The sequence below is a fragment of the Providencia huaxiensis genome (assembly GCF_002843235.3).
GTDB classification, from domain to species: domain Bacteria; phylum Pseudomonadota; class Gammaproteobacteria; order Enterobacterales; family Enterobacteriaceae; genus Providencia; species Providencia huaxiensis.
Window position 1 is genome coordinate 2,790,350 of sequence record NZ_CP031123.2, and the last position, 24,208, is coordinate 2,814,557.

General features: G+C 41.0%; 22 protein-coding genes and 1 rRNA gene. 3 read left to right on the forward strand and 20 right to left on the reverse strand.

The genetic code is table 11. From position 1 onward, the window contains the following. Positions 1-231 precede the first annotated feature (231 nt). The 13 genes from CYG50_RS14490 to cysJ form a co-directional block, all read right to left on the reverse strand. Complete coding sequence (locus CYG50_RS14490; RefSeq protein WP_102140106.1) at positions 232-858, reverse strand: protein-L-isoaspartate(D-aspartate) O-methyltransferase; 627 nt, start codon at positions 856-858, stop codon at positions 232-234. Continuing rightward, a complete protein-coding gene (surE, locus tag CYG50_RS14495; RefSeq protein ID WP_102140107.1) occupies positions 855-1,616 on the reverse strand; it encodes a 5'/3'-nucleotidase SurE in 762 nt (253 codons plus the stop codon). Before surE ends, CYG50_RS14490 begins: the two co-directional genes overlap by 4 nt. Further along, positions 1,594-2,652 (reverse strand): tRNA pseudouridine(13) synthase TruD, encoded by a 1,059-nt coding sequence (truD, locus tag CYG50_RS14500; protein ID WP_102140108.1) that lies wholly within the window; start codon positions 2,650-2,652, stop codon positions 1,594-1,596. Before truD ends, surE begins: the two co-directional genes overlap by 23 nt. Continuing rightward, positions 2,618-3,130, reverse strand: coding sequence for a 2-C-methyl-D-erythritol 2,4-cyclodiphosphate synthase (ispF, locus tag CYG50_RS14505; RefSeq protein WP_004260732.1), 513 nt, complete (start codon positions 3,128-3,130; stop codon positions 2,618-2,620). Before ispF ends, truD begins: the two co-directional genes overlap by 35 nt. Before the next feature lie 9 nt (positions 3,131-3,139). After that, positions 3,140-3,877, reverse strand: coding sequence for a 2-C-methyl-D-erythritol 4-phosphate cytidylyltransferase (ispD, locus tag CYG50_RS14510; protein WP_102140109.1), 738 nt, complete (start codon positions 3,875-3,877; stop codon positions 3,140-3,142). 67 nt (positions 3,878-3,944) lie between these two features. After that, the gene (gene ftsB / locus CYG50_RS14515; RefSeq protein WP_004260736.1) at positions 3,945-4,232 is read right to left on the reverse strand and encodes a cell division protein FtsB; all 288 of its coding nucleotides are present in this window, start codon (positions 4,230-4,232) and stop codon (positions 3,945-3,947) included. Between the two features lie 160 nt (positions 4,233-4,392). Continuing rightward, complete coding sequence (cysC, locus tag CYG50_RS14520) at positions 4,393-5,001, reverse strand: adenylyl-sulfate kinase (RefSeq protein ID WP_102140110.1); 609 nt, start codon at positions 4,999-5,001, stop codon at positions 4,393-4,395. Positions 5,002-5,006: 5 nt separating this feature from the next. After that, entirely contained in the window at positions 5,007-6,449 is a 1,443-nt protein-coding gene (gene cysN / locus CYG50_RS14525) for a sulfate adenylyltransferase subunit CysN (RefSeq protein ID WP_102140111.1), read from the reverse strand. Between the two features lie 36 nt (positions 6,450-6,485). After that, a complete protein-coding gene (gene cysD, locus CYG50_RS14530) occupies positions 6,486-7,394 on the reverse strand; it encodes a sulfate adenylyltransferase subunit CysD (RefSeq protein WP_102140112.1) in 909 nt (302 codons plus the stop codon). Between the two features lie 13 nt (positions 7,395-7,407). Next, the gene (gene cysG / locus CYG50_RS14535) at positions 7,408-8,820 is read right to left on the reverse strand and encodes a siroheme synthase CysG (RefSeq protein ID WP_102140113.1); all 1,413 of its coding nucleotides are present in this window, start codon (positions 8,818-8,820) and stop codon (positions 7,408-7,410) included. A gap of 527 nt (positions 8,821-9,347) precedes the next feature. Continuing rightward, positions 9,348-10,082 (reverse strand): phosphoadenosine phosphosulfate reductase, encoded by a 735-nt coding sequence (cysH, locus tag CYG50_RS14540; RefSeq protein ID WP_102140114.1) that lies wholly within the window; start codon positions 10,080-10,082, stop codon positions 9,348-9,350. After that, positions 10,079-11,812 (reverse strand): assimilatory sulfite reductase (NADPH) hemoprotein subunit, encoded by a 1,734-nt coding sequence (gene cysI, locus CYG50_RS14545; protein ID WP_102140115.1) that lies wholly within the window; start codon positions 11,810-11,812, stop codon positions 10,079-10,081. The genes cysH and cysI overlap by 4 nt, the downstream gene beginning before the upstream one ends. Further along, complete coding sequence (gene cysJ / locus CYG50_RS14550; protein ID WP_102140116.1) at positions 11,812-13,617, reverse strand: NADPH-dependent assimilatory sulfite reductase flavoprotein subunit; 1,806 nt, start codon at positions 13,615-13,617, stop codon at positions 11,812-11,814. The genes cysI and cysJ overlap by 1 nt, the downstream gene beginning before the upstream one ends. Before the next feature lie 343 nt (positions 13,618-13,960). On the opposite strand from cysJ, the gene queD reads away from it, so the two are divergent. Further along, a complete protein-coding gene (gene queD, locus CYG50_RS14555; RefSeq protein ID WP_004913900.1) occupies positions 13,961-14,326 on the forward strand; it encodes a 6-carboxytetrahydropterin synthase QueD in 366 nt (121 codons plus the stop codon). 364 nt (positions 14,327-14,690) lie between these two features. After that, positions 14,691-15,308: a YagU family protein gene (locus tag CYG50_RS14560; RefSeq protein WP_004260761.1), complete on the forward strand. Its 618-nt coding sequence runs from the start codon at positions 14,691-14,693 to the stop codon at positions 15,306-15,308. A gap of 65 nt (positions 15,309-15,373) precedes the next feature. Here the strand turns inward: CYG50_RS14560 and queE are convergent, their stop codons facing one another. Beyond that, entirely contained in the window at positions 15,374-16,045 is a 672-nt protein-coding gene (gene queE / locus CYG50_RS14565; protein ID WP_102140117.1) for a 7-carboxy-7-deazaguanine synthase QueE, read from the reverse strand. A gap of 178 nt (positions 16,046-16,223) precedes the next feature. On the opposite strand from queE, the gene hutT reads away from it, so the two are divergent. After that, entirely contained in the window at positions 16,224-17,591 is a 1,368-nt protein-coding gene (gene hutT / locus CYG50_RS14570; RefSeq protein WP_102140118.1) for an L-histidine transporter HutT, read from the forward strand. Positions 17,592-17,656: 65 nt separating this feature from the next. Here hutT and megL read toward each other — a convergent pair whose 3' ends face one another. The 6 genes from megL to rrf form a co-directional block, all read right to left on the reverse strand. Then, positions 17,657-18,859 carry a methionine gamma-lyase gene (gene megL / locus CYG50_RS14575; protein WP_102140119.1) on the reverse strand — a complete coding sequence of 401 codons (1,203 nt, stop codon included), beginning with the start codon at positions 18,857-18,859 and terminating at the stop codon, positions 17,657-17,659. Positions 18,860-18,874: 15 nt separating this feature from the next. Further along, complete coding sequence (locus CYG50_RS14580) at positions 18,875-19,267, reverse strand: helical membrane plugin domain-containing protein (protein WP_094960905.1); 393 nt, start codon at positions 19,265-19,267, stop codon at positions 18,875-18,877. Between the two features lie 13 nt (positions 19,268-19,280). Then, a complete protein-coding gene (locus CYG50_RS14585; RefSeq protein WP_102140122.1) occupies positions 19,281-20,468 on the reverse strand; it encodes an NAD(P)/FAD-dependent oxidoreductase in 1,188 nt (395 codons plus the stop codon). Between the two features lie 214 nt (positions 20,469-20,682). Then, positions 20,683-21,228 (reverse strand): DUF1287 domain-containing protein, encoded by a 546-nt coding sequence (locus CYG50_RS14590; RefSeq protein ID WP_375373126.1) that lies wholly within the window; start codon positions 21,226-21,228, stop codon positions 20,683-20,685. A 95-nt stretch (positions 21,229-21,323) separates the two neighbouring features. After that, positions 21,324-22,115, reverse strand: coding sequence for an endonuclease/exonuclease/phosphatase family protein (locus CYG50_RS14595; protein ID WP_168222863.1), 792 nt, complete (start codon positions 22,113-22,115; stop codon positions 21,324-21,326). Positions 22,116-23,952: 1,837 nt separating this feature from the next. Further along, a 5S ribosomal RNA gene (gene rrf / locus CYG50_RS14600) occupies positions 23,953-24,068 on the reverse strand. Between the last annotated feature and the right edge of the window lie 140 nt (positions 24,069-24,208).

The window sequence follows — 24,208 nt, forward strand, 5'->3', positions numbered from 1 at the left end:
TCACTTATTAAAGCAGAAATACAAAATAGTGAACAAGTTAAATATATTAAAAATATAACAATTTGAGAAAATGACTAACAGTTTAAGCTATTCCCACAAATTCAGCTGGGTAAAGTATCATATTTGGAATAGTTTTACTGCTATTTGAGTTAATAGAACCTTTGCAATGATATTTCATTTAAATCGATTATAAAAATAACCAGACTTTGATTAAATACCATTGCAAATAGGTTAAAGGAGGTCGCCGGCAATCAATGGAACAAAACGGACTTTTTCAATAACATTAGTATGGTAATCATTACCACGTCGAGTAATTAGCTTCAGAGCTTGTTCTTTATCACCGACAGGTAAAACCATTCGACCACCATCTTTTAATTGCCCTAATAGTAAAGCCGGTATTTCTGTTGGCGCCGCAGTAACGATAATGGCATCAAAAGGTCCTTTTGACTGCCAACCTTCCCAACCGTCTCCATGACGAGTTGAAACATTATGTAAATCAAGCTGTTTCAAGCGCCGCTTTGCAGCCCATTGCAAACTTTTCACCCGCTCAACAGAAAAAACATGCTTAACCAAGTGTGCCAATACTGCTGTTTGATACCCTGAGCCTGTCCCTATCTCGAGAACGTGATCATCCGGTGCTAAAGCCAATAGCGCCGTCATTTTAGCTACAATATACGGCTGAGAAATAGTTTGCCCATGACCAATAGGTAATGGGATATTGTCATAGGCTTTATGGGAGAGCGCTTCATCCACAAACCGTTCCCGAGGAACGAGTGAAATGGCATCTAATAGGCGCTCATCGTGAATTCCCTGTTGGCGTAATTGAGCCAAAAGTTCTTTCATGAGCCCTGTATTCATTTTACTGACACTCCTGATTTTTCTAGCCACTCTTCCACTAATGAGTGTACTTTATAAGCGGTTAGGTCAACTTGTAATGGGGTGATTGAAACATACCCATTTTGCACTGCTTCAAAATCCGTTCCAGGACTGGCATCACGAATTTCCCCAACGGGACCTAACCAATACAATGTATTCCCTTTCGGGTCCTCTAAGCTATATACCTCAGAAGCGGCATGGCGGCTACCACAGCGGGTGACTTTGATACCTTTAATTTCTTCGTACGGGATATCAGGTACATTTATATTTAAAATGTTCCCAGCTCGCAATGGGTTTTTCTGTAAGAGTGCAAGGATCTCGCATGTCACTTTAGCGGCACTTTCATAATGCGTTTCCCCATCTAACGATACCGCAATTGAAGGTAAACCTAAATGGCGGCCTTCTGTTGCCGCTGCAACCGTGCCTGAGTAAATAACATCATCCCCTAAATTAGGGCCACAGTTGATACCAGATACAACAATATCAGGACGTGGGCGCACCACTTTATTCACCCCAATATAGACGCAATCTGTTGGTGTACCTTCTTGTACAGCAAGGTCACCATTACTTAATGTTTGAATTTTAAGTGGTTTATCTAATGTTAATGCGTTCGAAGCCCCACTACGATTGCGATCAGGCGCAATCACCTGAACATGATAATATTGGCGTAGCGCAGCTGCAAGGGTTTGAATTCCCGGCGCATTTACCCCGTCGTCATTACTCAATAAAATCTTTAGCATCGACATTATCCTGCCCATTTTGATTAATAATTTCTCTCACAACACTGGTTGCAAAACAACCTGAGTTTAAGAAAAAATTCAGTTTTACCGTCGAGTCATCCAACCATTCCCACTGTAAGTTTTGGGGTTTAACAACGATAGCCCTTCTAGCTGAAGAAACTCGTTCACGCTGCATTAAAGAGATAAAGGGCTGGTAATCCGCTAAACACTGAGTTTCAAATGCCAGAGCTTCATCCTGAGTTCCCAGCTCCCCATCACCGGGTAATGGCGCTGTGATGCTTAATTCGTTGGACTCCAAGCGAGGTTGTAATGTAGCAAATTCATCTTGTGTCGCGACAAACCAACTCCCTCTGCCCGTTAATTGCAATGCATCACCTAGCATCACGTGTTGGGCGGTATTATTTGCAATTCGTTCGCTTGCTACATGGTTAAACATTGCACTACGAGCAGCAGAAAGATAAAAACTACGCTTGTTGCGTTCACGCACGTTGATTTCTTGGTTTGCCCAACGCAACGCTTGCGATAAATTTTGGCCATCGCGTCCAAAACGTTGTTCACCGAAGTAATTAGGCACACCTGCTAATGCGACTTTGTGTAAACGTTGTTCAACGTCTTTCGCATCCGAAATATCACGCAAGGTTATTTCAAACTGGTTTCCTTTCAAGGAACCAATACGTAATTTACGTTTTTGCCTGGTGACTGCCAGTATTCGGCAGCCTTCTAGCTGCCAAGTTGAAAAAACAGGCGTTTCTTTACCTGGCATTTGCAGACAGAACCATTGCTCCGTCACTGCGTGTCTATCTTTTAAACCTGCGTAACTGACTGCTCTGGCTGAAATTTTAGCAAATTTGGCGAGTTGTTCGGCAACAAATACTGTATTGCAGCCTGTTTTTTCCACGCGAACCATAACATGTTCGCCTTCACCATCTAGCTCAAAACCTAAATCTTCTTTGACGATAAAATCTTCTGGAACACTTTTTAATGTGCCAGAAGACAATGGCTTACCATGCAGGTACTGAACATTCATTACTTTCATTACTATTATCTTTTATTAAAAGAACAACCGCAGCACAGGCAATGCCTTCTTTACGCCCCACAAAACCTAACTGTTCTGTCGTGGTCGCTTTCGCATTGACATCATCCATATGGCACTCAAGATCTTCGGCGATATTCACACGCATTTGAGCGATGTGTGGCAACATTTTTGGTGCCTGAGCCATGATGGTGATATCAATATTACCAATGCGATACCCTTTGGCACGTACATGGCAAAACGCATCTCTCAATAAGACTCGGCTATCTGCCCCTTTATAGGCAGGGTCAGTATCGGGGAATAATTTACCAATATCCCCTAATGCTGCAGCACCAAGAATTGCATCAGTTAACGCATGCAATACCACATCACCGTCAGAGTGCGCGAGTAAACCTTGTTCATAAGGGATACGCACGCCACCAATGATGATAGGGCCTTCACCACCAAATTTATGTACGTCAAAACCGTGTCCGATTCTCATTTTTTTTCCTTAGTTATTCATTCTTGAAAGATAAAATTCCGCTAAAGTGAGGTCTTCTGGGCGCGTCACTTTTAAATTATCAGCGCGGCCAGCCACTAACACCGGTTGGTGGCCGCAATACTCTAGCGCAGAAGCTTCATCAGTAATCACCGCGTTTTCTTTCAAGGCTTTACTTAGACAGTCCCGTAATAATGCTAACGGAAAAAATTGTGGTGTGAGCGCATGCCATAGCGCTTCACGTTCAACCGTGTGGTCAATTAATTGACTCGCTGTTGAGCTGCGTTTCATGGTATCGCGTACGGGGGCAGCGAGGATCCCACCACAACAATTTTGTTCCGCTGCTAATTGAATAATTTCATTTAAATCTGATTGATGGAGGCAGGGACGTGCCGCATCATGCACTAATACCCAGCAATCTGAAAAGTTGGGGTTAGTGATTAAAAAATCCAGACCTGCTAATACTGAATCGGCACGCTCTTTGCCACCAATGACCGTCGTCACTCGAGGGTCATTAGCAATTGCAAGCTGCTGAAAATAATCGTCTTCCGCACTCAAAGCAACCACAATCTCTTGCACTTTATCATTTTCAAGCAATGCGTTTATGGTGTGCTCAATGATCGTTTTACCTGCAACCTGCAAGTATTGTTTTGGGCACTCTGCATTCATACGGCTACCTATCCCTGCTGCAGGGATCAGTGCAACAATTTGCGGGAGATTGCTTTGTAGGGCATGGTTTGGATTTGTCATTGTTGAATTCTTACATCAGAAATTATCAGGCTAATGGGTACACTATTTTGATATCATTTTATTGTGTCTATTTCTGGTTATTACTTTCTTTAACCATTCGATAAAATGACTCTCCAGGTTTGATCATCCCAAGCTCCGTTCGAGCTCGTTCTTCAATCGCATCTTGACCATCATTTAAGTCATTGATTTCAGCGAATAGCTGTTCATTACGCATTTTTAAGCGCGAATTTACAATTTCCTGAGCAGCGACATCATCTTTGACTTGTACGTAGTCATGTATGCCATTTTTGCCTAACCATAAGGAATACTGTAACCAAGCTAATATCGCAATTAATAGTAGCGTTAATTTACCCATTTTGCCCCCTGAAATGATTTGCTAATCATCCCATAACTCAACGATTGACGCTACTGTGATACTGAAATTGTGATAAAAAGTCAGATTAAGTCGGGTTTGAATCCGCAAAATACCACCTTATTTTACCATCGGATAAAATAAAGGGGGTATTTGAGCTGTATTAATAATCTAGCGGAATGACATGATTGCGCAATAAAAGCGCAATAATTTGGGAAAGGGAATCAGAAATCAGTTGTTGCCCATCCAGATGTAGCTCTGGGTGTTGCGGTTCTTCATAAGGGGAGTCAATTCCTGTGAATTGCTTAATTTTCCCTTCCCGCGCTTGTTGATATAACCCTTTAGGGTCTCGCTGTTCACAAATACTTACGGGTGTATCCACGTACAACTCAAAAAATTGATCGGGTTCAAACAAGTCACGGACTTTCTGCCTATCCGCTTGAAAAGGTGAAATAAAGGCGGTCGCAACAATCAGCCCTGCATCGACCATTAACTTCGCCACCTCACCCACTCGACGGATATTTTCTTGTCTATCAGCCTCATTAAATCCTAAATCACGGCATAAACCATGGCGGATATTATCGCCATCCAACAAATAGGTTTTCATTCCCATTGACGTAAGTTGGTGCTCTATTGCTCCCGCTAATGTTGATTTTCCTGAACCTGATAACCCGGTGAACCACAACACAGCACCTTTGTGGCCATTATTACTCTCACGTAGCTGGCGAGTTACTGCGTGTTGGTGCCAAACAATATGGTTTTCTTTTGTCATCCGTATTATTTCCCACCTAATACATCGCGTGCACCCCAATGAGGGAAATGGCGGCGAACTAATTTATTTAGCTCAATTTCAAATTCACTAAAATCACTGTTTTTTTCAAAGACAGGGGCTTGTGTTTCGCGGACTAAACCCGCCCCGACAGTCACATTTGTGAGCCTATCAATAAAAATCATTCCGCCAGTGTCTGCATTGCGTTGATAGTTTTCCAGTAACAATGGTTCATCAAAGGAAAATTCCACTAAACCAATGCCATTCAACGGTAGTTCCGTAGCCACTTTCTGTGTTAAATTATTGATATCTACTTGATATTGAATATTTTCTACTTTTGCCCGGCTGCGTTTTCCCGCAATTTTAATATCAAGTTGTTGCCCTTGAACTAACGGCTGTTCAGACATCCATACCACATCGACAGATGCATGCTGTGTGCTTTGTAAGGTTTCATCTTGTGCAACAATCAAGTCGCCACGACTGATATCAATTTCATCTTCAAGCACTAATGTAATCGCTTCCCCCGGGACAGCAAAATCTTGTAACCCTGAAAATGTCACAATTTCTTTGATTGCTGAGGTCGCACCAGAGGGTAATACTTTGACCTTTTGCCCCACTTCGACAATCCCTGATGATAATGTTCCGCTGTATCCACGAAAGTCTAAATTTGGGCGGTTCACATATTGCACAGGGAAACGCAAAGCTTGCTCCGAGGCTTTTTGTTCCACTTGAACATTTTCCAATATCGATAATAGCGTATCACCTTGATACCACTTAAAATTATCGCTAGCATTCACAATGTTATCGCCATCAAGGGCTGAGATAGGTACAAACCATACCTTTAAATCAACCGGCAATTCCATCGCAAACTTTTGGTAATCCTGCTTTATTTTTTCAAAAATGGCTTCACTGTAATCCACTAGATCCATTTTATTGACGGCAACAATAAGATGGCGGATCCCAAGCAATGTACTAATAAAACTATGGCGACGTGTTTGTTCCTGTACTCCTTTTCGAGCATCGATCAACAAAATAGAAAGTGAGCAAGTTGATGCCCCTGTCGCCATATTGCGCGTATATTGCTCATGACCGGGGGTGTCCGCAATAATAAATTTGCGTTTTTCTGTTGAAAAATAACGATAAGCCACATCGATGGTGATCCCCTGCTCACGTTCAGCAGCAAGGCCATCCACCAGCAAAGCAAGGTCAAGCTTTTCCCCTTGAGTCCCTATCCGCTTACTGTCACTTTGCAAGGTTGACAGCTGATCTTGGTATATTTGGCGAGTATCATGCAGTAAACGGCCGATTAGGGTGCTTTTACCATCATCCACATTGCCACAGGTTAAAAAACGCAATAATCCTTTTTGTTGCTGCGCCAATAAATAAGGCTCTACACCACCTTGCTGTTCAATTTGATGAGCGATTGATTCATTATAAACGGCTTGTGCCATGATTTTTCTCCTGACTTTGCGTATTAACCTTGCCCACTAAAAATAACCTTGGCGCTTTTTCAACTCCATCGAAGCGGATTGGTCGCTATCAATCAGCCTCCCCTGCCGTTCACTCGTCGTAGAAATCAACATTTCTTCTATGATCTCAGGCAGTGTTTGTGATTCAGATGGCACAGCTCCCGTCAATGGCCAACAACCTAATGTTCTAAAACGCACTTTTTGCTGGCTAACCACTTCGCCAGGTTGTAGGTCAATACGGTTATCATCCACCATTAATAAAGTCCCATCCCGCTGAATAACTGGTCGTTCTTTTGCAAAGTACAGGGGAACAATGTCGATATTTTCCAAATAGATATATTGCCAGATATCAAGTTCAGTCCAATTTGATAGCGGGAAAACACGAATACTTTCCCCTTTATTGACCTGCCCATTGTAGTTATGCCATAGCTCAGGCCGTTGGTTTTTAGGATCCCAACGATGAGATCGGTCACGAAAAGAGTAGATCCGCTCTTTTGCACGTGATTTTTCTTCATCACGACGAGCGCCACCAAATGCGGCATCAAAACCGTACTTATCCAAAGCCTGCTTTAAGCCTTCCGTTTTCATAATATCCGTGTGCTTAGCACTGCCATGCACAAACGGGTTGATCCCTAATTTTTCCCCTTCAGGGTTACGATGAACAAGTAGCTCAAAACCGTATTTTTCTGCAGTTGCATCGCGAAACTCGTACATTTCACGAAATTTCCATCCTGTATCAACATGTAAGAGAGGAAATGGGAGCTTTCCTGGATAAAATGCCTTGCGTGCTAAATGCAGCATCACAGAAGAATCTTTACCAATAGAATACAGCATCACTGGGTTAGCAAATTCGGCGGCAACTTCACGAATGATATGAATACTTTCTGCCTCTAACTGCTGTAAATGAGTCAATTTTTTGTCGTTCACGATAGCCCCTTACTTAAGCCAGTTCCAATACGGCACTGCGCCATCTTATGTCTTCAGTTTGAGAACCAAACCACGCGAGTTGTTGGTGCAATGCAGCTACTTCACCAACCACTATCAAAGCAGGCGCGGGTGCCTGCTGTGCTAATACTTCAAGCTCATCGAGTTTTCCGGTTACTACTTTTTGTTCACGCCTTGTACCACAGCCGATAACCGCTACCGGGGTATTTTTCGCTCGGCCGAATTGGATTAATTGCTCGCTGATTTTTGCGGCCTTCACTGTGCCCATATAGATAGCTAAGGTTTGATTTCCTCGGGAAAGCGCCTGCCAATCGAGATCCGTTCCATTTTCACGGCAATGGCCCGTAATAAAGGTAATGCTTTGTGAGTGTTCACGGTGAGTCAGCGGAACCCCCGCGTAAGCGGCTGCACCAATTGCCGCGGTCACACCCGGAACCACTTGAAATGGGATCCCCGCTTGCGCTGCAACTTGTAGCTCTTCTCCCCCTCGCCCAAAAATGAAAGGATCCCCCCCTTTAAGGCGCACGACTTTTTTACCTTGTTGAGCAAATTTCACGATCAGCGCATTGGTTTCTTCTTGGGAAACACTGTGGGCCCCTGCGCGTTTACCTACACAAATCTTGTCTGCATCACGGCGAACTAACTCGAGAATTTCCTCACTCACCAGATGGTCATATAAAACCACTTCTGCACTTTGTAAAACGCGCAGTCCTTTTAATGTAAGCAGCCCCGCATCCCCTGGCCCAGCACCAACTAGGGTTAATTCACCGTGGTTATCTGGCTCATACAGCTGTCGTTCCAGCTGTTGTTCAGCTTCGCTGAATTGCCCTTTTTCAACTAAAGAGGCAAAACGACCACTAAAACTTTTTTCCCAGAAACGTTTTCTTTCACGCATATTAGTTAGCGTTTCTTTAACTTTATGACGCCAGCGACCAGCTATCTCCGCCATTTTCCCCAAAGAGGTTGGCAACATCGTTTCCAATTTTTCTCTGAGTAAACGTGCTAATACGGGTGCGGTTCCCCCTGAAGAGATCGCCACAATCACCGGGGAGCGGTCAATAATGGAAGGAACAATAAATGAACATAATGGCTGGTCATCGACTACGTTAACGAATATTTTTCGTTCATTAGCATCGTAGAAAACCGTTTCATTCAATAATGCATCATCCGTTGCAGCAATAACCAGAAATGCATCATCTAAATGAGTGGATTGATAATCTTCTGCTAACCAAATAAATTTATTTTGTTGATATTCAGTTTGTAACTGAGTACATAACGTCGGTGAGATGACCACTAAATTCGCTTGTGCTTTTATTAGCAACTCTGCTTTTCGTGCTGCGACCACACCGCCGCCAATTAACACGACCTTGCGCGTGCGGACATCGACAAATAATGGTAAATAATCCATCTTGCTCACCCATCGTTATATAAACTTATTATAAGAAATAGACAATTGACTATATGGCTTCAATCAACAGGTTTGAAATGACAAAAAGCTCTTTCTTGTAACTTAAAAGCATAAGCCTGAGCTCTTGCACAAAAACACTAAAAACCAGCCAATACCGAACAAAAATACAAGACTTAACGCAAACTTCTAATAATTATGAGAAAAACAAAAAATAATATAAAAATAAGAAATACTTATTTTTAACAAAGGGCATTCCTTTGTAATTAAACAAATATTTTATTAAATTCGTAATTATTTATATTTTAAACTCAAGTCATGGCTTTGAACATGACAAATCAATCTTCTAAATTATTCAAATTGCGCGTAGCCAACAACACTACGGATTGAATTATAACCTAATCAATATTCTAAATAATTCAAGTTGCAGCTAGGCGGCAAGTAAATGAGTCGCTAGGAGCATACACTAGTATGTGACTAGTGCGAATGCGCGTAGCCAACAACGCTGCGGATTGAATTATGACGAATATTTAGTTTTCATGCAGCCCACACTCCCTCTTTAATCCAAAAAAACGCGTATCTTCTTCATTCATCCCCTCTTCCCATTTACGAGTTGTATGGGTATCACCAACTGATAAATACCCTTGTTCCCACAGGGGGTGATAAGGTAAATCATATTTTGTTAGATATTCATAAACTTGCTTATTATTCCAATCAATCACTGGTAAAACTTTAAAAATCCCTTTTCCGATACCTAACACAGACAAATTTGCGCGGCTCGCAGATTGTTCTCGCCGTAAACCAGAAAACCAGGTTTGTGCTTGTAATTCATGTAACGCACGCGCCATCGGTTCAACTTTATTCAATTGGTTATAACGCTCAATACCATCAAGCCCTTGTGTCCAAAGTTGGCCATACAGTGCTTCTTGCCAAGCAGGTGACTGCTTTGCGCGATACACCTGTAAATTTAAATTCAATTTATCTGTTAACGCCTCAATAAATTGATAGGTCTCTGGGAACAAATAACCAGTATCCGTTAAAATAACTGGGATATTAGGCATAACCTGCGTCACCATATGCAGCGTTAGTGCCGCTTGGATACCAAAGCTGGAAGACACCACAAACTCTGCCGGTAAATATTCAACCGCCCACTCAACCCGCTGTAATGCATTCATCGCTTCTAACTGGGAATTAAACTCAGCGAGATAAGCGATTTGTTGAGGCTTATCGAGTTCGATAAGCGTTGCTAGTTCAAGTCGGCTCATACTGCCTCCTTAACCTCATAAAAATCAACAGCAGAATTTAATACGGGCTTCACAACATTGGTGCGAATAACAAAATCGCCAAATCCTTCATTAGGTAGACGTTTTTTTGCCCAATCACCGATTAACTCATCCAAAATAGCTAAAATCTCTGTACTAGTGATGTTTTCACGGTACATGCGTGGAATACGGGTGCCAATGCGATTTCCACCTAAATGTAAGTTATATCTATCAATCGCTTTACCGACCAGCCCTACTTCCGCCAGCATCGCTCGTCCACAGCCATTAGGGCAACCCGTTATCCGTAGAACGATATGTTCATTGGCGACTTGATGAGCGGCCATAATATTTTCTACCTGACTAACAAATTCAGGTAAAAAACGTTCCGCTTCTGCCATCGCAAGTGGGCAAGTTGGAAATGAGACACAAGCCATGGAATTTTCACGTTGCGCTGTAATTTCATCACTCATTAACCCATGAGCTCTGGCAATCGCTTCAATCGCCGCTTTTTCACTTTCGGGTACACCCGCAACAATTAAATTTTGGTTTGCGGTTAAACGAAAATCACCTTGATGAATACGCGCAATTTCAGCCACACCCGTTTTTAATGGCTTATTTTCTAAATCAATTAATCGACCATTTTCAATAAACAATGTTAGGTGCCAGCGATTGTCAATTCCTTTAAGCCAACCAATCTTGTCACCGCGTTCAGTAAATTCATATGGACGAATAGGTTCGAAAACTACGCCTGAGCGCCTTTCGACTTCAGCTTTGAAGGTGTCGATACCCACACGCTCAAGAGTATATTTGGTTTTCGCATTTTTACGTTCAGTACGATTTCCCCAATCCCGTTGGGTAGTCACTATCGCTTCTGCAATGGTTAATGTTTTGTCTAATGGAATAAAACCAAACTCACTGGCTAAGCGAGGAAACGTCGCTGTATCACCATGTGTCATTGCAAGGCCGCCACCCACCAGCACGTTAAAACCGATCAATTCCCCATTTTGGGCAATCGCGACAAAGTTCATATCATTTGCATGCAAATCCACATCATTTAATGGTGGGATCACAACAGTGGTTTTAAACTTTCTTGGCAGATAAGTTTGCCCTAAAATAGGCTCTTCATCCGTTGTCACTATCTTTTCTTTATCTAACCAAATTTCCGCGTAAGCACTAGTGCGTGGTAGTAAGTGTTCAGATATTTTCTTTGCCCATTCATAAGCTTGTTGATGCAATTCAGACTGCACTGGGTTAGAGGTACATAACACGTTACGGTTAACGTCATTCGCCGTTGCAAGGGCATCTAAACCAACGTGACTTAGCATCTGATGGGCAGGCTTTACATCCCCTTTTAAGATGCCATGGAACTGAAATGTTTGCCGATTCGTAATGCGCACACTGCCATACAGCGTGTGCTCTGTGGCAAACTTATCAATATCAAGCCATTGCTTGGGGGTGATAATGCCGCCCGGTAAACGACAGCGCAGCATCATTGCATGGCGAGGCTCGAGTTTTTGTTCCGCACGCTCAGAACGAATATCACGGTCATCTTGTTGATACATGCCGTGAAAGCGTATCAACAGGAAATTATCCCCTTCAAAACCGCCCGTTAACCCATTTTTTAAGTCGTCCTTAATGGTTCCACGCAAGTAATCGCTGTCTTGCTTCATGCGTTCACTGTCTGCGAGTTTACCTTCGACAATTAAGGGCTTTTGTTGTTGTTCATTGCTCATTAATAAACATCCCTCTGATAACGGCGCATTACGCGCAGCTCACTTAAAAATTCATCAGCTTCTTCACTGTCCATGTTCCCGTATTGACTGACGATATCTAATAATACCTGTTCGACATCTTTGGCCATGCGGTTTGCATCACCACACACATAGATGTGCGCACCTTCTTGTAACCATTGCCATACTTCCTCGCCTTGTTCGCGAAGTTTATCTTGTACATAGATTTTTTCTTGTTGGTCGCGAGACCACGCTAATGAAATATGGGTTAGTAAACCGTCTTTGACATAACGCTGCCATTCCACTTGGTAGAGAAAGTCATCAACAAAGTGTGGATTACCAAAAAATAACCAGTTTTTCCCTGTCGCACCGTCATTGTCACGCTGCTGTAAGAAAGCACGAAATGGCGCTATCCCTGTTCCTGGGCCAATCATGATCACTGGCGTATTTGGGTCTTGTGGCAGACGGAAGTTATCATTGTGCTCAATGAATATACGGAGTTCATCATCCTCATTTAAGCGATCCGCTAAGAAACCTGAAGCACCGCCAGTGCGAGCCTTACCATCAATCTCATAGCGGACAACGCCAACCGTTGCGTGAACTTCATTTTCCACCTCTGATTGTGAAGAAGAAATCGAGTACAAACGAGGGGTTAACGGGCGCAGTAGTTCAACAAATTCTTGGGCAGTAGGCTGAGATGCTGCTTGGCGTACCATATCGACAATTGGCGTATTTTGCGCGTAGTGCAAAATAGCTTGCTTATCACTAATTAATGACAATAGTGCATCATCTTTTGATAGCTGAGCGTATTTTTCGACAATTACTGGGGTATTTTGTGTCAGTTCTAATTGATAAATCAGCGCATCACGTAATGAATGCCGCTGTGAGCCAATAAAGACCTCTTCATCACCTTGTAGCCACAATAAAGCCACCAACTCATCAACTAAAGCAGGGTCATTATCGAACCAAACTCCTAGCGCATCACCCGGTTGATAACGTAAACCAGAGTCACCGAGGTCAATTTCAATATGGCGAACATCTTTTTGCGAGTCGCGACTGGTGATCTTTTGATTACTCAGTAGCGACGCAGTTAATGGTGCGGTTTTACTATAAGGTGATGAATGAATTTCATTCACACTTCCTGTTTGAGTCGCCAATAATTGGCTATCACTTTGAGTAGGAACGCGAGCTTTTAAAATCTGTGTGAGGTTTTCAACCCACTCATCTGCAACCGCTTGGTATTCAACATCTGCATCAATTCGTTCCGTTAATGATATCGCCCCTAATAATGCAAGCTGAGAATCAAAATCTTTACCCGCTTGGCAAAATTTTTCGTAAGAGGAATCTCCCAGCGCGAAAACCGCATAGCTGGTTTGTGATAAATTAGGCGCTTTTTTAGAATGAAGGTATTTGTACAATGCAACCGCTTCTTCGGCTGGCTCCCCTTCACCTTGGGTTGACGCTACAACAACCAACACTTTCTCTTGGTTGATTTGTTTGAATTTATAATCCCCTGCATTCACTAAGTTCACACTAATTTTTTCACCGACTAAACGCTCTCTAAGCTGCTCTGATAGGCGGCGTGCATTTCCTGTCTGTGATGCAGAGATGATTGTGACCGTATCTTGGGTAACCACAGGCGCACTGACAGATGCATCAACTTGCGTATTTTGATTTACCACTCCCCACAAATAACCAGAAAGCCATGCGAGTTGATGGGATGAAAAATCATCAACGGCCGTCTGTAAACGTGCTAATTGCTCAACAGATATTGGCAGCGCCGCTAATGGCGGCTGTTTTTTTGTCATTATCTTGTAACCCCAGCGTTATTCATCTTTGATTTAAAAAAACGATGCCATGTCATTACCCAAAAAAGACCGACAACCTAACACCTGCTCATTCCCCCAAATAATTAAGGTAATAAAGCAAAAAATACCGCAGTACCTGAAACATATAGGGTATGCAGTTAGGTTATAACAACCATAGATAATGGGATAAGAAACGATAGCCATAATTAATAACTAAAAAGCCTAAAGCAATTAACTGATGGATCATATTGATAAAAGCGGTTAACGCTATTTTAGTAATTAAAGATATTTTCACCTAAAAATGCAGTACAATGCGCTGTTTATTCACAACAAGGAGCCACATATGAGTACAACAATCTATAAAGATTTCACTTTCGAAGCCGCCCACAAACTTCCTCACGTCCCAGAGGGTCATAAGTGTGGTCGCCTCCATGGGCATTCTTTCATGGTGCGTTTAGAAATCACAGGTGAAGTTGACTCCCATAGTGGTTGGATTATTGATTTTTCTGATGTAAAAGCCGCTTTTAAGCCTATCTGGGAACGCTTAGACCATCATTATTTAAATGATATCGAAGGGTTAGAAAACCCAACCAGTGAGGTATTAGCCCAGTGGATTTGGCAACAAACTAAACCTTTACTACCCTTATTAAGTGCGGTTACCGTAAAAGAAACCTGCAATGCAGGTTGCGTCTATCGCGGAGAAGCTTAAAAGTACAAGCGCTAAAAAAGTCATATAATATAGGGATACACGCTCCTCAGGCCGCTGACTTAGCGGCAAGCCTAATAGGTTTTGAATATAAATGAGGGGTAAATCCCTATATCCTTTACCTTCGACTAGTGACCAAACCAATATCAACGCCTAACTCTGCATAGAAAGCTGCCTAATTACCTTTAATAATCGAAATTCTAAAAAAACATACGTTATCAAGGGTGAGGCTAAGGCAAGAAATAAATCAGTGACTGACATTTCCCCTTTTAACATTAAGGATATAAAAACTTTAATTTGACATAGTGCATTAAATTATAACCTGATCTATTATTTACCATTATTTACTTTTAATAAGGCAGGGGAAATGCATTTATTTCAACAAACACCAAAATCCAGAAGGCGTTATGGACTGGCAGCATTTATTGGTCTAATCGCAGGTATCGTCTCTTCGTTTGTCAAATGGGGGGCTGAAGTCCCATTACCGCCAAGAAGCCCAACGGATATGTTCAACGCAGCTTGTTCGCCAGAAACACTGATCCGTGCAGCGGAACAAATTGACTGCTCACGTAACTTCCTCAATCCACCTTATATTTTCTTAAGGGATTGGTTAGGAATTGCTGATCCTAACTCTGCAGTGTACACCTTTGCTGGGCACGTTTTTAACTCTGTGGGCGTTACTCACATCATATTTTCTATCGTGTTTGCTGTCGGGTATTGCATCGTTGCTGAAGTATTTCCTAAAATTAAGTTATGGCAAGGGTTGTTAGCGGGTGCACTGGCGCAATTATTTGTCCATATGATTTCATTCCCTCTTATGGGGCTCACCCCTCCACTTTTCGACCTGCCATGGTATGAGAATGTGTCAGAAATATTTGGCCATTTAATTTGGTTTTGGTCTATTGAAATTATTCGTCGTGACTTACGCAACCGTATTACTCACGAGCCAGATCCTGAAGTACCACTAAACCAACCATTTAGGTAATTTAAAGGCCCCCAATGAGTGTTTTTCAACTATTGGGGGTTACTAAAATTTATCGCTATTTTTTATTATTGAATATCCAAATACTTATGTGTTTGAATCGATAAACGCCAGTTGCGTTGAATGCAAGTTTCAATACACAATTTTGTTGCCGCCGTCTTTTGGCTGATTGGCTGTAATGCCACTACTGGCGGCATTTCGACAGTACGTAATGCTAAAATTTTCTCAAGTGCCTCAATATCTTTTTCGCGAGCAACAGGATGTTTAATTTCATTAGCGCGGTTTACTGCTTGGCTAATCACCTGTAACCCGCCTTTCATACCCACTTTTGGCGATACCGTAACCCATGTTTTATTTGTGCATTGAATAGGATATGTGCCGCTAGTTTCAATTTGGCATTGATATCCATGCTGTTCTAATGCCTCAGTCAGTGGCTGTAAATCATAAATACAAGGCTCTCCGCCTGTAATAACAATATGCTGTGCGCTGAAGTGTTTTTCTTTCATTAACTGAATCAATGCCTCACTATCTGACATCGCCCATGCATCTGAATCAATCGTTTTAAGTGCGATATCCCCTAGGGTAGATTCTTTGTCTTGTTCTATTTCCCATGTTTGTTTGGTATCACACCAACTACATCCAACTGGGCAGCCCTGCAAACGAATAAACACCGCAGGAACACCAGTAAAAACCCCCTCTCCCTGAATGGTTTGGAAGATTTCATTAATTGGGTATTTCATATCACTCCTAAAATAGTTAGCTGAGCACGCATTATATTGCAGATATCTATCTCACGAACAAGGAAGTTTGTGATAATGTAGCCACCTTAGGGTTCAATAAAGTACGTCCGACTTAATAAACAATACCGAAAGCCTATTCGGAACAATATATCGAACGAAGAAAAAGACAGGAAAAGACATGCAAAGTAGTGAACAAAATCAACTCAGAAAGGGACTGAGTGTTCGGCACATTCGCTTTATGGCTTTAGGCTCAGCGATTGGTACCGGCTTATTTTATGGTTCTGCTTCCGCAATTCAAGCGGCAGGGCCTGCAGTTCTCCTCGCTTATATGGTCGGTGGTGCTGCTGTATTTATGGTTATGCGAGCCTTAGGCGAGATGGCAGTGCATCATCCTGTACCCGGTTCGTTTTCTCACTACGCTAGCCATTACATGGGCCCCCTCGCTGGTTTTTTAACTGGCTGGAACTACGTATTTGAAATGCTGGTCGTTTGCTTGGCCGATATTACCGCTTTCGGGATGTACATGGGGTTCTGGTTCCCACATGTCGACCAATGGGTGTGGGTATTAAGTATCGTGCTATTTATTAGCGCACTCAATTTATGTCACGTCAAAATTTTCGGTGAAATGGAATTTTGGCTGTCTATCGTGAAAGTCTCGGCCATCATCGCAATGATTGTTGGTGGTACTTTCTTAATGTTCTACGGTTTCGGCCAAGAAACTGACCATGCGGTAGGTATCCAAAATCTATGGGAGCACGGTGGCTTTATGCCAAATGGCATTGAAGGCGTTATTGCCTCTTTAGCCATAGTCATGTTCGCATTTGGCGGTATTGAAGTGATTGGTATTACTGCCAGTGAAGCGCAAAACCCAGAAAAAACCATTCCAAAAGCAATTAATGCCGTTCCAATCCGTATTTTATTATTCTATGGGTTAACATTATTCATTTTGATGTGCATCTATCCGTGGAACCAAGTCGGTCAAAATGGCAGTCCATTCGTCCAAATTTTTGATAGTTTAGGTATTCAATCAGCGGCAAATATCTTAAATATCGTGGTCATCACTGCGGCAATCTCAGCGATTAATAGTGATATTTTTGGTGCAGGGCGCATGATGTACGGAATGGCGCAAGATGGACAAGCTCCAAAAGTCTTTACTAAGTTGACGAAAAGCGGTGTGCCATGGGTCACTGTATTAGTAATGTCCGTTATTATGTTACTCGGTGTGTATTTGAACTACCTACTTCCAGAAAAAATCTTTGTGATTATTGCTTCAATCGCAACCTTTGCAACGGTTTGGGTGTGGTTAATGATCCTGCTTTCTCAAGTCGCCATGCGTCGCCAAATGAGTCCTGAAGAAGTTAAAAACCTGAAATTCCCAGTCCCATTTTGGCCAATTGGCCCTGCGGTTACTATTGCATTTATGGTCTTTGTCATCGCACTACTTGGCTTCTTTAAAGACACACAAGTTGCACTTTTAGTTGGGTTTGCTTGGGTCGCGATATTGAGTGTGACCTTCTTCATTATGCGTAAATTTCAAAAATCTTAACTAATTAACGCATCCACAAAATAAATAAAGGCCCTATATTTTATATGATATAGGGCCTTTTGTTATCAACTGAGCGCTTGCTTAATATCCGCAATCAAATCATCAACACTTTCTAATCCGACTGATAAACGAATAAGCCCATCACTAATCCCATACTGTTTCCGTTCCTCAGCAGTGTAAGTCGAATGGGTCATACTCGCTGGGTGTTGAGCCAATGACTCACAATCACCAAGACTAACCGCACAAGAAAATAACTGTAGGCGGTTTAAAAACTGCTTGCCCGCCTCAAGTCCCCCTTTAAGTTCAAAAGCAATCATGCCCCCGGGTAGCTTCATCTGCCTTTGAGCTAATGAATATTGAGGAAAACTCGGTAAACCCGGGTACATCACTTGAGAAACCTCAGATAGCGAGGCTAAATATTCTGCAACTTTTTGTGCACTCTCAACCAGCCTCTCCATTCTGATTGGTAGTGTTTTCATTCCACGTAATATGAGGTTTGCATCATGAGGGGATAGGCATGCTCCAGTCATGTCTTTCAGTCCAACCAACCTGATTTGCTTAGCTAACGCCTCAGATGTAATAACCGCCCCAGCCATCACATCACCATGTCCATTCATATATTTAGTCAATGAATGAACGACGATGTCCGCCCCAAGTTCAAGAGGTTTTTGAATGTAAGGAGTGCAATAGGTATTATCAACGGTCACCAATATCTCTTGGTTATTTGCAAGATTATATTGACGAACGATATGGCTCACAGCGCTAATATCAACTAAACGCATGTTTGGGTTTGCAGGCGATTCGAAAAATATCATCCTTGTTTTTTTAGTGAGCGCCTGTGCGACATGATTTGGATCACTCATATCAATGTGACGAACTTTGATACCAAATCGAGCTAACCCATGGTGAAAGAATGCATATGTACAGCCATAAACCGTCATGTCAACTAACAGCTCATCACCTGGGTTCAGTAATGTCCAAAGAGTCGATGTTATTGCTCCCATCCCTGAAGAGAATGCAATTGCGGCGTCCCCCTCTTCTAAATCAGCAAGCCGCTTTTCCAACAAATTTAATGTTGGGTTATTTATTCGAGTATAAATATAACCGTTCGATTCACCGCTAAAACAAGCGGCACCTTCTTCAACACTATCAAATACGTAAGTTGACGTTTGATAAATTGGTGAAGCTAGTGATCCTAAATTTTCGGCTGCATCATAGTAATTATGTATCACACGCGTATCAAAAGAATACAGTCTATCTAATATCATACCACCTCCGAAATATTACCCCTCTTGGGGGGAAGACAATCGAGAACCCATTATTTGCAAGGTTCGTAAAACGGTACTAATTCCACGTAATGTATTTGGATCTTTTAATAAAGCATACACCGAACGAAAATTTGGATTTTTACTATTATATATTTCCTCCATTTTAGCCATATTATATGCAGTTCCGAATTCCCAGACTGGCGCTAGAGTATCCTCAAATGAGTTCGCCAGTTTTTCTACTGTGCTATTATCAGTAATATCAATAAGGTCAGAAATTAGAGAAAGTAAATCAACAATATTATCTAAACGGTTCAGTTGTAATAGCGGTGCTAATTTGTCTGCGAAATGATCACCCGACTCAGAATTAAGAAGTTCAATTAGTTTACTTTGATTTTCATTATTAGACATTTTGATTTCCTCCTTAAACTAAGCCACGAATAGCAGCCCAATAAATACCTCTATTAAAGCCATTTCTTAGTAATCCCCCTAATTTAGTCGGAGGCGTAGGAATAACATCGTGTTTATAATCGTATTGTAAAGGCATCCCTGCAGTTAATCCCATTTGAGCAACAGCTTGAACTCGCCCATCATAGATAGCTGCGGGATAACCATAAATTAATTCTCCGCATATATTATCAGCTATAATGGCAGCCTGATTATGACAGCTTCCTCCCGCTTTACTGATTGGTAAATCAACGGTATCACCTATAACATAAACGCCATCAACACCATAAACTTGCATAGTTTCATGGTCGGTAGGTAACCAACCTTCACCATTATTATGCTCACTTAATCCGGTATTAATAACTGCCTCAACCGCGGTAATCGGTGGAGTGCTAATCAGTAAGTCGAAATTTTGCTCATCACCTTCTTTCGAATAAGCTATTTTTTTATCTGGATCAACTTTATCTAAAGTAAACCCTCTCTGCGCTTTAATATTTTTAGCAGTAAATACCTCGGGAATAACTTCACAAACAGGTTGTTGCATAAATAAACAGTTACGCAATAATTGTGAAACTGTTGGATAAGTATAAACGATTTCAATATTATCCCTAACTCGACGTTTACGTAAAAACTCATCAATCATTAAAGTTGTTTCCATCGGCGCAATACCACACTGATGGGGCACATTCGGTGTTTCAGGGAATGATACTGTAATAAAAATTCGACCTTTTTCAATCTTAGCAAGTTGGTCAGCTAGCTTCCTTGATGCTTCATAAGCATAAAAGTGGTTACCGATATCTTTTAAACCTTCAATACGCTCAGGTTTAGGTACGCAACCTGTCGCTATCACAAGAAAATCATAATTATATTTTTTTCCATGTGTTGAGTTTAGCTCTTTATTTTTAAAATCAAAGTATTCTATTTTATCAATGGCTAACTCTATTTCAGGCCTTAACAGCTCTCTTTCAGGGCGACTCAGTTCATCCTTAAAAAATAAATTAAAAGCAACATACATAAATGCAGGTTTATAATAATGGATTGGATTATCAGTAATTAATGTTATTTTTATTTTCTTTGAAAAAATTTCTTTACTCAATTTTCTAGCAAGTGTATTTGCTAGCATCGTCCCGCCCGTCCCACCACCAACAATAACTATATTTTTCATAACATTAACCACCATTTATTTATGTTTTATACTTTATACGTTTAACCATTCATTTATAAATATAGTTCATGCGAAATTAATGCTAATACAATAATTAGCATATAATCAAAAAAACAACAAATTAAACTAATTACTTAAATATATAAAAACCCACAAAGAAGTTAATTTAAAATATTATAACCATAGTAATTATATTATATAAAAATTATCCCACTTAATAAGAATAATGCCCAACAATATCCCAACGAAATAAAATATCCTCAGCTACTTGGCCATATCCAATATTGTGCATAACTAAATAATTTTGTGTACTTGATGACTTTATCGAAGTTACAACACCGATATGTGGCCGACCATTACCCAAACGCCAAGAGACAATATCACCAGGAATATAATCACTGGCATTCTTTGAGATAGACTTATTTTTCCCTTTTCGCGAAAAAAAAGCCTCTAAATTAGGAACGCGACGATGATCAATATTTGTATCTGGCTTACGTAATCCCCATATACGTTGGCTGGGATATTGGCGAAAGTTTGCTTTCATGTCTTCATGTACTAATTTTTGTAAATCAACCCCCATTTTTCGGTAGCTTCGTATAACTACATCAGAGCAGACACCGTAGTGTTCGGGCACATCACCATTTGGATAAGAAATTTGTCGATAAGACGGGTCATAAATAACTAAACGAGGTAACTGTTCCGCATGTTTTGCCAACAATAAGCTAGATCCATTAGCTATTTGTGCAAAAAAGAAAAGGATGTATAAAAACGATGATTTCAATCTGATGTCCCCAATAAAAATAGCTCATCAAATCTACAATTAAATGCGAGGGAAAATAAGGGAGATAATCTTAATTACTTAGAAAGCGTAAATTTGGTCATAATAGGGTTATGATCAGATGCATCTGTCGGTAGTACAGTGCTATTTTTAACTTTCAATCCACGATAAAACACGTAATCCAAAGGACGGCCAAAAGCCTTAGTACGGTAATCATCACTAAATGCTATTTCTTTTAGACCCACACTACGAATAAACCGTTTTAGTGCATTTACCCGTTGCCTACTCCATGCATTAAAATCACCCGCAAGGATCACTGGCCCCACATGTTTAGCAATATGAACACCCAATTTATTTAGTTGCCGCGTATATACATCCACACCAAAACTGAAGTTAATTGCATGAACATTTGCGACCATCAAGTGCTTCCCATCTGGTAACGGGTATACTGTAATCAGCGCAGATTTAGCCAGTCGTAAAAGTGGTTCTTTTTCTCTTAAAGGACAGCAATATATCGGATGTGAAGCCGCAAGTGTCATCACTCCAGCTGGATGAGGTGAAAAAGGTAATGCAGGTACCTGATCAGCAATTAATTTGTGTGATGCAGCAAAAGATATTAACTCAGGTGACATTTGAGCCTCTTGCAACAAAATAAGTTTTCTATCTTTTACTAACTCATTAAGAGTGTGCTTCCAATTTGGCCGTTGCTGTTTGTAAATATTCCATGTAACCACATCTAGGGTTTCACCCGCAGCGAATAGAGGTAAACCTATTGGAAGTGATTCACCTAACATATGTACAGGCATGGGCTGAATACGTTTAGCGGGCTCACCTGCAATATACCGAACAGAATAGGTTCTTTTGGCCAAATTTGAAGTCCCTATATCACAGAGAAATAATGAAAATCTTATAATTTTTGATTAATTACTGTGTGCAGTATATCAAATTTGAGTAGTTATAGCTTATCAAATTTAGCATAATCACCATCTTAACTATAAGGTCTTTAAATTTTACACAGAAATGTTCTGTTCTTCTTTTACTCTTCTTTTGAAATGATAAACATGTTAATTACTTGCTACTTTGTTCCCTTCTATCGGATTCACCACCTAAATAAACCGGGGTAAATACAATCCTCCTATCTATTTTTCTCCCATATTATCTCCCTCTATTCCTCTGCTACTAAAAAATGTGAGCTGTTACTTACTACTTTAGCTCAAGTGATTACATTCTCTGGAGTAATAGATAATTATCAAAAAACCATATCCATTTAATTTTATTGACTTACCTGTACTTAATTAAGAAACACGTGAGTTGTTACTCACTACTTTGCATCTAAAACATCCATTCATCACACCAATACAACCAGTTATCCTCCATTACCCCCTCCTAACTCCCGTCACCCCACCTCCATCGTCAGCAGCCGCCGTCCCATCTCAACAAGTGAGTTGTTACTTACTACTTTGGCTCAAATGATGTCATTCATCACCGTGATGGCAAAACACCCAGTTCACAACACTCACGTGATATTCTTAAAATTCTCTTTTCCACAAAAGAGCCTGTGAGTTGTTACTTACTACTTTGGCTCAAGCGATATCATTCATCACCATGATGGAAAAACACCCAGTCCACAGTACTCATGTGATATTCTTAAAATTCTCTTTTCCACAAAATAACCTGTGAGTTGTTACTTACTACTTTGGCTCGAGTGATTACATTCTCTGGAGTAATAGATAATCATCAATACACTATATCCATTTGATTTTATTGACTTACCTACATTTAATTAAGAAATAAGTGAGCTGTTACTTACTACTTTACATCTAAAACATCCATTCATCACACCAATACAACCAGTTATCCTCCATTACCCCCTCCTAACTCCTGCCCATCACCAGCAGCCGCCGTCCCATCTCAACAAGTGAGTTGTTACTTACTACTTTGTATCTAAAACATCCATTCATCACGCCAATACAAACGCTTTTCTTCCATTGCTCTTCCTAACTCCTGTCAACCCACCACCATCACCAGCAACCACAGTCCCACCTCAACAAGTGAGTTGTTACTTACTACTTTGTATCTAAAACATCCATTCATCACGCCAATACAAACGCTTTTCTTCCATTGCTCCTCCTAACTCCCGTCAACCCATCACCATCAACAGCAACCACTATCCCCTTCAACATGAGAGCTGTTACACACTACTTTATATCCAAAATTTTCATTCACAGAGCCAATGCCACTAAGAGTCACCTATCGATTGCCTAACCTAACTCTCTTAACTCTTTTTACCCCACAGCCATCACTTATCTCTCCGCGCGCTCTTCAACACGTGAGTTGTTACTTACTACTTTGGCTCAAGTGATTACATTCTCTGGAGTAATAGATAATTATCAACAAATTATATCCATTTGATTTTATTGACTTACCTGCACTTAATTAAAAAATACGTGAGTTGTTACTCACTACTTTAGTTCCAACAATTCTATTCACCACGATCAGCGGTAAAGATATATTAATGGCTTCCCATAAGCCAAAGAGATGAAAAGGGGAAGGGGAAATAGCGTGAGAAATACAGTAATAAAGAAATAAAAAAGAAAAAAAGAAAAAAAAGAAAAAAAAGAAAATAGTTAGCAAGTTAGCACAATACCGAGGATATCCCTAAACGCAAAAAAGCCACCCAATGGGTGGCTTCTTCACTAATTTAATGTCTGGCAGTTCCCTACTCTCACATGGGGAGACCCCACACTACCATCGGCGCTACGGCGTTTCACTGCTGAGTTCGGCATGGGGTCAGGTGGGACCACCGCGCTATTGCCGCCAGACAAATTCTATTTGTTCCCGTTTAGTTTTCTCCACTAAACCAGAACCTCAATCTCAAACAAGCTGTGTGTCCTTCACCTCTCGGCTTCTCACTTTATTGAATCAACTTTAATCTCTCAATCCCTAAAACACCTTCGGTGTT